We start from the raw sequence: 13,054 nt of genomic DNA, 5'->3' as shown, positions 1-13,054 counted from the left end.
GTGTCGGACTTCGGTCCCGTGGGAAAGGGACGACATCGCCATGGCAGATCACCTGGAAGCATCCGTCACTCTGCCGAGCGATCCCGCCTCGGTCTCCGCGGCCCGGTCCTACGTGGTCTCCACCCTCGCCGAATGGGGGCTGCCACCGGACACGGAGGAGGCCGAGACCATTCGGCTGATCGTCTCCGAACTGACCACCAACGCCGTACAGCACACCCTCGGGCAGTCACCCACCTTCACGGTGGACATCGAACTCGACCGTGACGAACAACTGCGCATCGGCGTGACCGACAGCCACCCGCGTCTGCCCAGGCGGCTGCCGGCCGCCGTCCAGCAGGACAACGGCCGCGGTCTGGTCATCATCCGCTGGCTGACCGCGGAGTGCGGCGGCAAGCTCAGGGTGCGGCCCACCCGGGAGGGCGGCAAGACCGTGTCCATCGAACTGCCGTGGACCGTGCGAGTGCCTGCGGCGCAGGAGCCGTAGCGCTCGGTCGGGTGCCGCGAACGGCTGTCCGGCGTCTGCGGGTCCGACGTGGCTGGTCGCGCCCACGCGGCGGAGCCGCGGATCGCTACAGCCCCGCGCCCCTGGGGCGTCACAGAAACCGCACCTGGAATCGGCCGGGCGTGCTCAGGGCTGCTGGGCCCGACCGAACGTGCCGCGCAGCAGCGCCCGGAAGGCGTCCGCCGCCGGTGCCGTCTCATCGCTGCGGAAGGCGACCGAGATCGTACGGCGCAGGCCTCCGCCTTCCAGCGCGCGCACCCCGACCGGCGTGACCGACGTGCGAGCCACCATCTCCGGTACGACCGCGACGCCGAGCCCCGCGCTGGCGAGCGCGCACACCAGGAGATACCCGGGGGTCGGAACCAGGACCGAGGGCGTGGCGCCCGCCCGGGCCAGGGTCGCCTCGACACCCCGTCGGGCCGGAGCGTCCGGAGCCATGCTGATCAGGGGCTGGCCGGCGAGTTCGGCCAGCGGGAGGCGAGCGGATCCGCTGGTGAGGGCGTGGCCCGGGGCAGACACCAGGACCAGTTCCTCCACGAGGATCGGCTCGATGCCGACGGAGGACGGGATCGGGGTCGGGTCGCCCGGCTCGTAGGTGTGCGTCAGGGCCAGGTCGACCTCGCCGGAGGCCACGGCGGCGACACCGGCCGAGGGCTCGTAGTCCGTGATCGTCACTTCCACGTCCGGATGGGCCCGGCGGAAGGCGCTGAGGGCCGGGGGCAGCAGATGGATGCCGGCGGTCTGGAAGGTGGCCAGCCGGAGCGTGCCGCCGGACAGTCCGGTCAGCCGGGCCAGTTCGTGCCGGGCCCGCTCCAGCTCGTCGAGCACCCGCCGTGCCCTGGCCACCAGCAACTCGCCCGCGCCGGTGAGCCGCGCCCCGCGGTGGTGCCGTACCAGAAGGGCGGTGCCCGTCTCGCGCTCCAGCTTCGCCAGCTGCTGGGAGAGCGCGGGCGTGGTGTAACCGAGCCGCTCGGCGGCCCGGGTGATCGAACCCGCCTCCGCGACCGCCACCAGCGCGGCGAGGCGGGTCGGGTCGTACATGGTGGGTTCCTCCGGAGGGCCGACGGCCTGGTGGGGCGCGGTGGACTTGCCTAAAGCAATGCTTAAGGCTTCTCCAGAATATTCGAAATACCTGCTGAAGGCTTCCGCACGGCACTCTGGCCGCATGGACGCTCAGCTCATCGCCTTCACCGGGGTCTCCGCCGGCCTGGTCGCCATGCCCGGGGCCGACTTCACCGTCGTCGTACGCAACGCTCTCGTCTCCCGCCGGGCCGGCATCGCCTGCGCTCTCGGGATCGGGGCCGGGCTGCTGGTCCATGTGACGCTGGCGGTGGTGGGGGTCGCCGCGGTACTGGCCGCCGTACCGGCGCTGTTCCGGGCGTTGCAGGTGGTGGGCGGTGTCTACGTGCTGTACCTGGGCGTCCAGACGCTGCGGCAGCGGCACACCGACGTGGCCGAGGCACACGAGGACTCCACCGGCCGCCCGTTGCGGCAGGGCTTCGTCACCAACGCCCTCAACCCGAAGGCGTCGCTGACCTTCCTCAGCGTGCTGCCGCAGTTCGTGCCCGCGGGCGCTCCGGCGCTGCCCCGGACGCTGCTGCTCGCGCTGATCGTGCTCGCGATCGCGCTGGTGTGGTTCCAGGTGGTCGCCCTGCTGGTGGACCGGCTCGGCAGGTGGCTGTGCCGGCCGCGCGCCGCGAGGGCGGTCACGGTCGGTACGGGCGCCGCGCTGACGGCCTTCGGCCTGGGGCTCCTCGCGGGGCCGCTGGCGGCCCTCTGAGGCCCCGAGGGCGGTGACGGCGTGTCAGTCCGCCGCCACCGCCCCCGGGAGGGTCACTTGACCCGGCCGTACCAGACGCTCCTGGTCCAGATCTTCTGCAGCTTTACGACGTCACCGCTCTTCGGGGAGTGCCAGAGCTTTCCCTTCCCGGCGTAGATGCCCACGTGGTAGACGTTCGACCCCGAGTGGAAGAACACCAGGTCCCCGGCCTTGCGGTTATGGGCGGAGATGTGGCGTGTCTTGTTGTACTGCTGGGCCGCCGTACGGGGCAGCTTCTTGCCCGCCTTCTTGTACGAGTACAGCGTGAGCCCGGAGCAGTCGAACCTGTTCGGCCCGGTGGCGCCCCACCTGTACGGGGAGCCCTTCTTCGAGGCCGCGACCTGAAGTGCCTTTGACGCCGGCGTGGCGGCTTCTGCCTCGGAGGCGAAGCCGGGTGCCACGATCGAGCCGCCCACAGCGGCGATGGTGAGGGCCGAGGCCGTACCGGCCCGGACCATGAGCGACGGGACACGATTGAGCGCAGTCATGCGCAACCCTTCGTCAGCCGCCTGTGAAGGATGACCTGTCGGATTCGGGCTGGCGAAGTTGCCCGGCCGCGTTGCCACGGCTTCACCCCAAGGGTTGCTCGGCTCGAACGAACGTCCGCTCCGGCGACCCGTCTTGCTTGGGTCCTCCACTCCTGCCGATCCACTCCTGTCGACCGGTCATCCGGGCGGCGGCAGGACTCGGCGTCCACCCGGATCGCCCCGCCGCTGTGGCGGGGGCTTGTCGTCAGACAGGGATCTTGACGCACGGATGAACGAAAAACCCAACGGAACCGGGGATTTGTGGTGTTACTCACCACTCACCCGTTCGGGTGGACACCCTCGTGTCCGGGGTGGTGTCCAGGTGCCCGAGGAGCCTCGGACCAGGGATGGAACGCCCAATTCCGCCTAGCGGCCATGCCTCTTGCGCAACCTTGAAGGGCGCGCAAAAGGAGAGGTGGCTACGCCGAAAGGGGGTACGCCATTTGGTCCGTTTCGGCGCCGGGCCGGACGCCTCGTCAGAGGGTCGGGCGCCCGGATCCGGGTCCGTACGGGACGTCAACTGTCGGAGCGCGGCGGCACCGTGACACGAGCCGTGCGGCGCTCTCCGTCCAGCACGCGCAACGCACGCGCCAGCGTGAGCGCATGCAGCTCCGTCTCGCCGCGCTGGTGCATCAGCGCCAGCGCGTCCCGCAGCTCGGCCGCCTTGCTCACGAGCGCCTGGGCGGCGCGCAGTCCGCGGTAGGTGTCGCCGTGCTGGGCCGGGTTGATCCGGCCCAGCAGGTCGACCACGTCGAGGTAACGGTCGATCAGCTCCCCCTCCGCGCGGGTCAGCGCGGGAAGGGGCGGCAGCTCGGGTGGAAGCACCGGCCGATCACCGCCCCGTCGGCGGGGCGAGGGTGGCCTTGCGGCTGGGGATGATCCGGTCCACCAGCCCGTACTCCAGTGCCTCCTGGGCGCCCAGGATCTTGTCCCGCTCGATGTCCGCGCTCACCTGTTCCCGGTCGCGCCCGGTGTGGCGGGCGAGCATCTCCTCAAGGCGGACCCGAACGCGGGTCAGTTCGTCGGCCTGGATGGCCAGATCGCTCGCCTGGCCCTCGACCGGCTCGGGCAGCCCCGGCTGATGGATCACCACCCGAGCCCCCGGCAGCGCGAACCGCTTGCCCGCGGTGCCCGACGCCAGCAGCACCGCGGCGGCCGAGCCGGCCTGGCCCAGGCAGATCGTCTCCACGTCACAGGTGACGTACTGCATCGTGTCGTAGACCGCCGACATGGCGCTGAACGAGCCGCCCGGCGAATTGATGTACAGCGATATGTCCTGGTCGGGGTTCTTGTGCTCCAGATACATGAACTGGGCCATCACGTCATTCGCCGAGGTGTCGTCGATCTGTGTGCCGAGGAAGACGATCCGTTCCTCCAGCAGCTTCGAGTAGGGGTCCTGGGTCCGGGTGCCGTGGCTCGTGCGCTCGGTGAACTCGGGCAGGACATGGCGGGCGGACGGTCGGATCATGGCTCACGCTCCCTTGGCGGGGTGCCTGTAAAAAATGTACAGGACGTACATGACGTAATGTGGGGAGCATGGCCTACGAGATTCCGGTGACGCAAGCCAGGGCTGAGCTCGCCGACCTCATCAACCGCGTGGTGTACGGCGGCGAGCGCGTCGTCGTGACGCGGCACGGAAAGCCCCTCGTCGCCCTTGTCTCCGCCGCTGACCTGGAGCGACTCGATGCCCTCGACGCGCCCGTCGAGGAGCAGGTGATCAGCGCGGTCTCCAGCGTCCGCGAGGTCGCTTCCGCTCCCCGCGAACGGCGGCGGTTCGGGATCGCGGCGGAGCATCGGGGCGCCGGCCCCTCGTAGATCGGGTACCGGCCCCCTCGTAGAAACGACGAGACCGTGCACCCCCGTCCGCTACGGCGGGGGTGCACGGTCGGTTCCGTGACCGTCGGCCGGTCGGCCGACGGGAGTCAGGCGCTCTGTGGGGAGTGCCGCGTTACGTCGTCCTGCGTCTGCGGCGCCACCGTGGCCGGCCGCGCAGTTCCCCGCGCCCCTTTTCCGCGCTGCAGATCAGCGGTTCGAGTGCGCTGCCTGAGTGTGCTGCCGAGGAGGACGGCGCCCAAACCCAGCGCCGCCCACCAGGTGAGCGTCAGGGCCGGGCCGGTCGCCGCCGCGCCGTCGAAGAAGGAGACCGAGCGCAGCAGGGTCGCGCCCGCGCCCGGCGGCAGCCACTGGCCGATCGTGCCGGCCGGCTCGGGCAGCATCTGCGGGGCGGAGGACGCGCCGGAGAAGGGGTTGCCGAACAGCATCATGACGCCCGCCGTGATGCCGACACCGGCGGTGCCGATGAGGGCGGCGAGCCCCGCGACGGCGGCGCTCACAGCCAGTGTCGACAGGGCGAACACGCCCGCCTCGGCCCGCCAGTCACCGGCCACGACGCCCAGCCAGCTGTGCGCGAGGGCGGCCGTGGTCACGCCGATCAGGGCGGCCGCGCCGACCAGGGCGGTCGCCGCGCGCACTCCGCGCAGCCCCACCAGGGTCACCGCGGCGCCGGCCGCGATGCCGGCCAGGGCGAGCGGCAGGACGCTCGCGGTGAGGGCCGCGCCGCGCGGGTCGCTCTCGGGTGCGGGCACCACGTCGACCGTCCTGACCTCCGTGCCCTCGGCGGCGGCCTGCCGTGCCACCGCCTGCTGGAGCATCTGGGCGACCGTCGGGCTCGCGGCCGAGGCGGTCAGCAGCTCGGGTCCCTGCGGAGTGACGACGACCGCGCCGTACACGGTCCTGTCCTCGATGGCGTCCCGGGCGGCGGCCTCGTCGGCGTAACGGTGGATCTCGAACGCGCCGTCCTGCTGCGCGAGTTGCCGCTCCACCTGTGCGGTGGCCGCTGCCGGGCCGGCGACGCCGAGCGGCAGGTCGCGGGGAGCGGTGCGGGCGGCGGGCCAGGCGAAGGCCCACAGGGCGAGGGCGGCGAGGACGGGAACGAGCACGACGACCGCGATCAGGCGGCGGGTGGGCATGGGAACTCCCTGAGAGGGCGGGATGGAGACGGCTTCTAGAGGGTTCAGCTAAAAAGAAGGATCGTTCGTTTTAGCTAGGGTCACCGTCCTCCGGTTGTGCTTCCTTGTCAAGAAGGAATGTTCGTTTTACGTTGGGGGCCATGGCACGCGTATCCCAGGAGCACCTCGACGCCCGCCGCCGGCAGATCCTCGACGGCGCCGCCCGGCTCTTCGCCCGCAACGGCTTCCACGCCACCTCCATGCAGGACGTGCTGAAGGAGGTCGACCTCTCGGCCGGAGCGGTCTACCGCTACTTCAGCGGCAAGGACGAGCTGATCGCCGCGATCGTCAAAGAGGTGCTCGGTGAGATCCGCGCGGCCTTCGCGGACGTCACCCGGCAGAGCCCGCCGCCACCGCCGGACGTGCTGGTCGGCTTGGTCATGGGCCGGACGCTGCGCGTCTGGTCGTCCCTCAGCGTCGCAGATGAGCCGCTCCTGCCGCGGCTGATCATGCAGGTCTGGGCGGAGACCGTACGCAACGAGGAACTGGCGGCCGTGCTGGCGGACGGGTACACGGAGCTGCGCGACAGCTGGGTGCTGGCCGTCGAGGCGTATCAGGACGCCGGAATGATGCGGTCGGACATCCCCGCGGACCATGTGGCGCGCACCATGATCGCCACCGCGCAGGGGTTCGTCGCCCATCAGGCCCTGTTCGGGGCGGCGCCGGTGGAGGTGCTCCAGGACGGTCTGCGGGGGCTGATGAGCATGCCGGGCGGACAGTCGGACGAGTCGACCGGATCACAGCTTGGTTAACTTGCTTGAAATGCGGTCCAACTAGCCTGCACATCCACGCCACCAGGGACTTTGCCCGGCGGCTGCGGCAACCGGACCCCGCACGGTCCGGGCGAGGACTGTGAGGTGGGACGTGCAACTGACCCCGCACGAGCAAGAGAGGCTGCTCATCCACGTGGCGGCCGACGTTGCCGAGAAGCGCCGGGCCCGCGGCCTCAAGCTGAACCACCCCGAGGCGGTCGCCCTCATCACGTCGCACATCCTTGAGGGCGCCCGGGACGGCCGTACGGTCGCCGAGCTCATGTCCTCCGGGCGCAAGCTGCTCACCCGCGACGACGTCATGGACGGTATCCCCGAGATGATCCACGACGTCCAGGTCGAGGCGACCTTCCCGGACGGCACCAAGCTCGTCACCGTCCACGACCCGATCGTCTGAAGGGGGCCTCGATGATTCCCGGAGAGATCCTGTTCGCCGACGGCCCGATTGCGTACAACGAGGGCCGTGAGGTCACCCGGCTGACCGTCCTCAACGCCGCCGACCGGCCCGTCCAGGTCGGCTCCCACTACCACTTCGCCGAGGCCAACCCCGGTCTGGACTTCGACCGTGCCGCGGCGCGCGGCAAGCGGCTGAACATCGCCGCCGGCACTGCCGTGCGCTTCGAGCCCGGGATCCCCGTCGACATCGAACTCGTCCCGCTCACCGGCGCCCGTGTGGTGCCCGGACTGCGCGGTGAGACCGGAGGTGCCCTCGATGCCTGAGATCTCCCGCGCCGCGTACGCCGATCTGTTCGGCCCGACGACCGGCGACCGCATCCGGCTCGCCGACACCGACCTGCTGGTCGAGATCGAGGAGGACCGCTCCGGCGGACCCGGGCTCGCCGGTGACGAGGCCGTGTTCGGCGGCGGCAAGGTCATCCGCGAGTCCATGGGCCAGTCGCGTGCTACGCGCGCAGACGGCACCCCCGACACGGTCATCACCGGCGTCGTGATCATCGACCACTGGGGCATCGTCAAGGCCGACGTCGGCATCCGCGACGGCCGGATCACCGGTATCGGCAAGGCCGGCAACCCCGACACGATGGACGGGGTGCACCCGGACCTCGTCATCGGCCCCGAGACCGAGATCATCGCCGGCAACGGGCGGATCCTCACGGCCGGCGCCATCGACGCGCACGTCCACTTCATCTGTCCCCAGATCGCCGACGAGGCGCTCGCCTCGGGCACCACCACGCTCATCGGCGGCGGCACCGGACCCGCCGAGGGCTCCAAGGCGACCACGGTCACGCCCGGCCCCTGGCATCTGGCCCGGATGCTGGAGGCGATGGAGGAGCACCCCATCAACTTCGGCCTGCTGGGCAAGGGCAACACCGTCTCCCACGAGGCGATGCTGTCCCAGATCCGCGGCGGCGCGCTCGGCCTCAAGCTGCACGAGGACTGGGGTTCCACGCCGGCCGTCATCGACGCCTCGCTGACCGTCGCAGACCAGACCGGCATCCAGATCGCCATCCACACGGACACCCTCAACGAGGCCGGCTTCGTCGGTGACACCCTCGCCGCGATCGCCGGCCGGGGCATCCACGCGTACCACACCGAGGGTGCGGGCGGCGGGCACGCGCCGGACATCATGAGCGTCGTATCCGAGCCGCACGTACTGCCCAGTTCGACCAACCCGACCCGGCCGTTCACCGTCAACACCGCCGAGGAACACCTCGACATGCTGATGGTCTGCCACCACCTCAACGCGGCGGTGCCCGAGGACCTCGCCTTCGCCGAGTCGCGGATCCGGCCGTCGACCATCGGGGCGGAGGACATACTGCACGACCTCGGCGCCATCTCGATCATCTCCTCCGACGCGCAGGCCATGGGGCGGGTGGGCGAGGTCATCATGCGGACCTGGCAGACCGCCCATGTGATGAAGGGGCGGCGCGGTGCGCTGGCGGGGGACGGGCGCGCCGACAACCTGCGGGTGCGGCGGTATGTCGCCAAGTACACGATCAACCCCGCGCTCGCGCAGGGTCTCGGCCGTGAGATCGGGTCCGTGGAAAGCGGCAAGCTCGCCGACCTGGTGCTGTGGGAGCCGGCGTTCTTCGGGGTCAAGCCGCAGCTCGTCATCAAGGGCGGGCAGATCGCGTACGCGCAGATGGGCGACGCCAACGCCTCCATCCCCACGCCGCAGCCCATCCTGCCCCGGCCCATGTTCGGGGCGATCGGGCGGGCACCGGCCGCCAACTCGGTCAACTTCGTGGCGCCGCTCGCGATCGAGGACGGGCTGCCGGAGCGGCTGCAGCTGGGGAAGCGGTTCGTGGCCATCGAGTCGACGCGTGGGGTCACCAAGGCCGACATGCGGCAGAACGACGCACGGCCCGACGTACGGATCGATCCCGACAGCTTCGCCGTGCACATCGACGGGGAGCTGGTGGAGGCCACGCCTGCCGCCGAACTGCCCATGGCCCAGCGGTACTTCCTCTTCTGAGGGCCGGGTTCCGATGTCACGAGCAGCACTTCTCGTCCTGGCCGACGGCCGCTTTCCCGCCGGGGGGCATGCGCACTCCGGCGGGGCCGAGGCGGCCGTCAAGGCGGGGCGGATCACCGGGGCCGGGAGCCTTGAGGGCTTCTGCCGGGGGCGGTTGCACACGGCAGGGCTGGTCGCGGCCTCGCTCGCGGCGGCGGCCGCACTGGGGGTCGACGCGGTGGCCTTGGACGAGGCGGCCGACGCGCGCACACCGTCGCCCGCACTGCGTACGGCGGGCCGGAAGCTCGGCCGGCAGCTGATGCGGGCCGCCCGGGCGACCTGGCCGTCCGCGGAACTCGACGACCTGGCCCGGCGGTTTCCCAAGGGGGCCCATCAGCCGGTCGTGCTCGGGGTCGCCGCTCGGGCTGCCGGGCTGGGGGCGGTCGACGCGGCGTACTGCGCGGCGTACGAGAGTGTGAGCGGGCCGGCGAGTGCGACGGTGCGGTTGCTCAGTCTTGATCCCTTCGACGCCACGGCCGTGCTGGCCCGGTTGGCGCCGGACATGGACCAGGTCGCGGACCGGGCCGTGGAGGCGGCGCGCCGCGTCGCCGCCGACGGGGTCGATGAACTGCCCGCGGCCTCGGCACCGTTGCTGGAGATCGGGGCGGAGGCGCATGCGGCCTGGGCCGTACGACTCTTCGCCTCGTAGCGGGTCGCCCACCCCGCAGAACCTGTGAAGAAACCCCCGCCATCCCCGCAGCACATCGCCTACCGAAGGAGCCGCCCATGCACCTCGACCACTCCCACGACGGCCCCTCCGCCGTCAGCGCCGACGCCCACCGCCCCGACGGGACGCGCCGAGCCCTGCGCATCGGCCTCGGAGGGCCTGTCGGTTCCGGCAAGACGGCCACGGTCGCGGCGCTCTGCCGTGCCCTGCGCGACGAACTGTCCCTGGCCGTCGTCACGAACGACATCTACACGCGCGAGGACGCCGAGTTCCTGTTGCGGGAGGCCGTGCTGCCGCCCGAGCGGATCACCGCCGTGGAGACGGGGGCCTGTCCGCACACGGCGATCCGGGACGACATCTCCGCGAACCTTGAGGCCGTGGAGGATCTGGAGGACGAGGTCGGTCCGCTCGACCTCATCCTCGTCGAGTCGGGCGGGGACAATCTCACCGCCACCTTCTCCAAGGGGCTCGTGGATGCGCAGATCTTCGTGATCGACGTGGCCGGCGGGGACGACATTCCCCGCAAGGGCGGACCCGGCGTGACCACCGCTGATCTGCTCGTCGTCAACAAGACCGATCTCGCGCCGTACGTCGGGTCCGACCTCGGGCGGATGGCCGCCGATGCCAAGGCTCAGCGGGCCGAACTGCCTGTCGTCTTCCAGTCTTTGCGTAGCGAGGACGGTGTGCAGGATGTCGCCGGTTGGGTGCGAGCGCAGCTCGCCGCTTGGACGGCGTGAGCGTGCGTCTCAGCGGGGTGCGGGCCATCGCTCGGGTCGTCGCCCGGGAGGACGGCCGGGGCGGCACGGCCCTGCCCGTGCTGGAGGGCGACGGACCTCTCGCGCTGCGGCGGACGCGGGGGAGTGGTGACGAGGCGCGGGTCATGCTCGTCGGGGCGATGAGCGGGCCGCTCGGCGGGGACGCGTTCGCCGTGGAGGTGGAGGTGGAGCGCGGGGCGCGGCTGCGCGTCGGGTCGGCCGCCGCGACCATCGCGCTGCCCGGGCAGGCGAAGGGGGAGGCGCACTACGACGTGCGGCTCCGCGTCGCCGACGGGGGTGAGTTGGAGTGGCTGCCCGAGCAGTTGATCTCCGCGAAGGGCAGTGACCTGTATGTCGCGACGAGGGTCGAGCTTGGCGCCGACGCCCGGCTCGTGCTGCGCGAGGAGCAGGTACTCGGGCGGGTCGGGGAGGAACCCGGACGGCTCACCAGTCGTCTTACGGTGCGGGCCGAGGGGCGGACGCTGCTCGACCAGGAGCTGGCCTGCGGGCCCGGAGCGCCGGGCGGGTGGGACGGTCCTGCCGTGCTGGGCGGGCATCGGGCGGTGGGGCAACTCGTCGTCGTACGGCCGGAGTTCGGGAAGTCGCCGGTAGCGGCTCGGGTGTTGGGGGAGAGTGCCGCGGTCGTGCCGCTTGCCGGGCCCGCCGTGCTGGTGAGTGCTGTGGCCGCCGACGCCCTGCGGCTGCGGCGGGTGTTGGACGAGGCGCTTGCCGCCCTGGGGTGAGTCTCCGCTGAGCGGACCGCCTTCTCCGTTTATGGGATTGGTAAAAAAGGTCAGCGCCCCCTGTTCTCCGAGTCTTCACAGCGGAGAGGATCCCCCCACCAATCGACATGACGCAGGGGGAGGTCCCACTTGAGGGACATGAGACCGAACAGGCGGGTCACGGCACTCGGCTCGGCCGGAGTGCTCGTCACGGCCACGCTCATAGCCGGCGCCGTCGCGGCGCCGAGTGCCAGCGCGAGTGCGGGTTCGCGGCACGGACAGGACAGCGAGGCCCGCGGCGTAGCCATCGCCGCCGAGCGCGCCGCGAAGGCAGGTATCGACTGGCAGGACTGCCCCGCCGACTGGGGGATCGCCAAGCCCATCCAGTGCGGCTGGGTCAGCGTCCCGGTCGACTACGCCAAGCCGTACGGCAAGCAGATCAAGCTCGCGGTCGACCGCATCGGCAACACCGGGACGAAGGACGAGCGGCAGGGTGCCCTCGTCTACAACCCGGGCGGCCCCGGCGGTTCCGGCCTGCGCTTCCCGACCCGGGTCACCAACAAGAACCCGGTGTGGGCCAATGTGGCCAAGGCGTACGACTTCGTGGGCTTCGACCCGCGCGGCGTCGGCCACTCCGCGCCCATCTCCTGCATCGACCCGCAGGAGTTCGTGAAGGCGCCCAAGGCCGACCCGGTGCCGGACTCCGAGGCCGACAAGCTCGCCCAGCGCAAGCTGGCCCGCGAGTACGCGGACGGCTGCGCCGAGCGCACCGGCAAGGCGATGCTCTCGCAGATGACCACGCCGAACACCGTGCGCGACCTGGATGTCATCCGTGCCGCGCTCGGCGAGAAGAAGCTCAACTTCCTGGGCGTCTCCTACGGCACCTACATCGGCGCCGTCTACGGCACCATGTTCCCCGGCCACCTGCGCCGCATGATCGTGGACAGCGTCGTCAACCCCTCGCGGGAGAAGATCTGGTACCAGGCCAACCTGGACCAGGATGTCGCCTTCGAAGGCCGCTGGAAGGACTGGGAGGACTGGGTCGCCGCCAACGACGCCACCTTCCACCTGGGGACGACACGCGACGCCGTACAGGCCAAGTGGCTCGAACTGCGCGCCACCGCCAAGAAGAACCCCATCGGCGGGGTCGTCGGCCCGGCCGAGCTGATCTCCTTCTTCCAGAGCGCCCCGTACTACGACTCCTCGTGGGTGCCGGTCGCGACGGTGTTCAGCAAGTACTTCGCCGGCGACACCCAGGCGCTCATCGACGCGGCCGCCCCGGACCTGTCCGACACCGCGGGCAACATCGCCTCGGAGAACGGCAACGCCGTCTACACGGCCGTCGAGTGCACCGACGCCAAGTGGCCCACCAGCTGGAAGAAGTGGGACAGGGACAACACCGAGCTCAACAAGAGTTACCCGTTCATGACCTGGGCGAACGCCTGGCTGAACCTGCCGTGCGCCACCTGGCCGGTCAAGCAGCAAAGCCCGGTGAACGTCAAGACCCACAAGGGGCTTCCGCAGATCCTGATCGTGCAGTCCACCCATGACGCCGCCACCCCGTTCGACGGCGCCGTCGAACTGCACAACCGCTTCAAGGGCTCCCGTCTGATCACCGAGAAGGACGCGGGCTCGCACGGTGTGACCGGCCTGGTCAACCCGTGCATCAACCAGCGGGTGGACGACTACCTGCTGAGCGGCAAGCTGGACGCCGCGGACGTGACCTGTACCCCGCACGCCACGCCCAAGCCGTAAGAAGTAGGTGTACGAAGTGTGGGGGGGGGGGGGGGGGGGGGGGGGGGGGGGGGGGG

16 protein-coding genes and 1 riboswitch are annotated in these 13,054 nt (G+C 70.9%); of the genes, 11 read left to right on the top strand and 5 right to left on the bottom strand.

Annotated elements, in window-relative coordinates:
* The first annotated feature begins 40 nt into the window (after positions 1-40).
* A complete protein-coding gene (locus POF73_RS34445) occupies positions 41-484 on the top strand; it encodes an ATP-binding protein (protein WP_272123014.1) in 444 nt (147 codons plus the stop codon).
* A 144-nt stretch (positions 485-628) separates the two neighbouring features.
* Here POF73_RS34445 and POF73_RS34440 read toward each other — a convergent pair whose 3' ends face one another.
* A complete protein-coding gene (locus tag POF73_RS34440) occupies positions 629-1,543 on the bottom strand; it encodes a LysR family transcriptional regulator (protein ID WP_272123013.1) in 915 nt (304 codons plus the stop codon).
* A gap of 124 nt (positions 1,544-1,667) precedes the next feature.
* Between POF73_RS34440 and POF73_RS34435 the strand changes: the two genes are divergently transcribed.
* On the top strand, positions 1,668-2,282 hold the full coding sequence (locus tag POF73_RS34435; protein ID WP_272123012.1) for a LysE family translocator: 615 nt from the start codon (positions 1,668-1,670) through the stop codon (positions 2,280-2,282).
* Between the two features lie 53 nt (positions 2,283-2,335).
* Here POF73_RS34435 and POF73_RS34430 read toward each other — a convergent pair whose 3' ends face one another.
* From POF73_RS34430 to POF73_RS34420, 3 genes are all read right to left on the bottom strand, one after another.
* On the bottom strand, positions 2,336-2,809 hold the full coding sequence (locus POF73_RS34430; RefSeq protein ID WP_272123011.1) for a C40 family peptidase: 474 nt from the start codon (positions 2,807-2,809) through the stop codon (positions 2,336-2,338).
* 3 nt (positions 2,810-2,812) lie between these two features.
* Positions 2,813-2,945: riboswitch (cyclic di-AMP (ydaO/yuaA leader) on the bottom strand.
* 419 nt (positions 2,946-3,364) lie between these two features.
* Positions 3,365-3,673, bottom strand: a complete 309-nt coding sequence (locus POF73_RS34425) for a hypothetical protein (RefSeq protein ID WP_272123010.1) — start codon at positions 3,671-3,673, stop codon at positions 3,365-3,367.
* Positions 3,674-3,680: 7 nt separating this feature from the next.
* A complete protein-coding gene (locus POF73_RS34420; protein WP_272123009.1) occupies positions 3,681-4,316 on the bottom strand; it encodes an ATP-dependent Clp protease proteolytic subunit in 636 nt (211 codons plus the stop codon).
* Positions 4,317-4,384: 68 nt separating this feature from the next.
* Here POF73_RS34420 and POF73_RS34415 point away from each other — a divergent pair, with 68 nt between their 5' ends.
* Positions 4,385-4,663, top strand: coding sequence for a type II toxin-antitoxin system Phd/YefM family antitoxin (locus tag POF73_RS34415; protein WP_272123008.1), 279 nt, complete (start codon positions 4,385-4,387; stop codon positions 4,661-4,663).
* A gap of 107 nt (positions 4,664-4,770) precedes the next feature.
* Here POF73_RS34415 and POF73_RS34410 read toward each other — a convergent pair whose 3' ends face one another.
* Complete coding sequence (locus tag POF73_RS34410; protein ID WP_272123007.1) at positions 4,771-5,817, bottom strand: ABC transporter permease; 1,047 nt, start codon at positions 5,815-5,817, stop codon at positions 4,771-4,773.
* A gap of 140 nt (positions 5,818-5,957) precedes the next feature.
* Between POF73_RS34410 and POF73_RS34405 the strand changes: the two genes are divergently transcribed.
* From POF73_RS34405 to POF73_RS34370, 8 genes are all read left to right on the top strand, one after another.
* A complete protein-coding gene (locus POF73_RS34405) occupies positions 5,958-6,608 on the top strand; it encodes a TetR/AcrR family transcriptional regulator (RefSeq protein WP_272123006.1) in 651 nt (216 codons plus the stop codon).
* A gap of 112 nt (positions 6,609-6,720) precedes the next feature.
* The gene (locus POF73_RS34400; protein WP_147997413.1) at positions 6,721-7,023 is read left to right on the top strand and encodes an urease subunit gamma; all 303 of its coding nucleotides are present in this window, start codon (positions 6,721-6,723) and stop codon (positions 7,021-7,023) included.
* An 11-nt stretch (positions 7,024-7,034) separates the two neighbouring features.
* Positions 7,035-7,346: an urease subunit beta gene (locus POF73_RS34395; RefSeq protein WP_272123005.1), complete on the top strand. Its 312-nt coding sequence runs from the start codon at positions 7,035-7,037 to the stop codon at positions 7,344-7,346.
* Positions 7,339-9,060: an urease subunit alpha gene (locus tag POF73_RS34390; RefSeq protein ID WP_272123004.1), complete on the top strand. Its 1,722-nt coding sequence runs from the start codon at positions 7,339-7,341 to the stop codon at positions 9,058-9,060. The genes POF73_RS34395 and POF73_RS34390 overlap by 8 nt, the downstream gene beginning before the upstream one ends.
* A gap of 13 nt (positions 9,061-9,073) precedes the next feature.
* Positions 9,074-9,748 (top strand): urease accessory protein UreF, encoded by a 675-nt coding sequence (locus POF73_RS34385; protein WP_272123003.1) that lies wholly within the window; start codon positions 9,074-9,076, stop codon positions 9,746-9,748.
* A gap of 77 nt (positions 9,749-9,825) precedes the next feature.
* Positions 9,826-10,503: an urease accessory protein UreG gene (gene ureG, locus POF73_RS34380; protein WP_272123002.1), complete on the top strand. Its 678-nt coding sequence runs from the start codon at positions 9,826-9,828 to the stop codon at positions 10,501-10,503.
* A complete protein-coding gene (locus POF73_RS34375) occupies positions 10,491-11,264 on the top strand; it encodes an urease accessory protein UreD (RefSeq protein WP_272123001.1) in 774 nt (257 codons plus the stop codon). Before ureG ends, POF73_RS34375 begins: the two co-directional genes overlap by 13 nt.
* A 129-nt stretch (positions 11,265-11,393) precedes the next feature.
* Entirely contained in the window at positions 11,394-12,998 is a 1,605-nt protein-coding gene (locus POF73_RS34370) for an alpha/beta hydrolase (RefSeq protein WP_272122999.1), read from the top strand.
* The last annotated feature ends 56 nt before the right edge of the window (positions 12,999-13,054 follow it).

Source organism: Streptomyces sp. HD, assembly GCF_028369295.1.
In the GTDB taxonomy this organism is placed as follows: Bacteria; Actinomycetota; Actinomycetes; order Streptomycetales; family Streptomycetaceae; genus Streptomyces.
This window is presented reverse-complemented; position numbering and strand designations above follow the sequence as displayed.

Coding starts and splice junctions, on each gene's coding strand:
- POF73_RS34440 (WP_272123013.1), bottom strand. CDS start 1,543: ATGTACGACCCGACCCGCCTCGCCGCGCTGGTGGCGGTCGCGGAGGCG.
- POF73_RS34435 (WP_272123012.1), top strand. CDS start 1,668: ATGGACGCTCAGCTCATCGCCTTCACCGGGGTCTCCGCCGGCCTGGTC.
- POF73_RS34390 (WP_272123004.1), top strand. CDS start 7,339: ATGCCTGAGATCTCCCGCGCCGCGTACGCCGATCTGTTCGGCCCGACG.
- POF73_RS34445 (WP_272123014.1), top strand. CDS start 41: ATGGCAGATCACCTGGAAGCATCCGTCACTCTGCCGAGCGATCCCGCC.
- POF73_RS34395 (WP_272123005.1), top strand. CDS start 7,035: ATGATTCCCGGAGAGATCCTGTTCGCCGACGGCCCGATTGCGTACAAC.
- POF73_RS34415 (WP_272123008.1), top strand. CDS start 4,385: ATGGCCTACGAGATTCCGGTGACGCAAGCCAGGGCTGAGCTCGCCGAC.
- ureG (WP_272123002.1), top strand. CDS start 9,826: ATGCACCTCGACCACTCCCACGACGGCCCCTCCGCCGTCAGCGCCGAC.
- POF73_RS34410 (WP_272123007.1), bottom strand. CDS start 5,817: ATGCCCACCCGCCGCCTGATCGCGGTCGTCGTGCTCGTTCCCGTCCTC.
- POF73_RS34385 (WP_272123003.1), top strand. CDS start 9,074: ATGTCACGAGCAGCACTTCTCGTCCTGGCCGACGGCCGCTTTCCCGCC.
- POF73_RS34420 (WP_272123009.1), bottom strand. CDS start 4,316: ATGATCCGACCGTCCGCCCGCCATGTCCTGCCCGAGTTCACCGAGCGC.
- POF73_RS34430 (WP_272123011.1), bottom strand. CDS start 2,809: ATGACTGCGCTCAATCGTGTCCCGTCGCTCATGGTCCGGGCCGGTACG.
- POF73_RS34405 (WP_272123006.1), top strand. CDS start 5,958: ATGGCACGCGTATCCCAGGAGCACCTCGACGCCCGCCGCCGGCAGATC.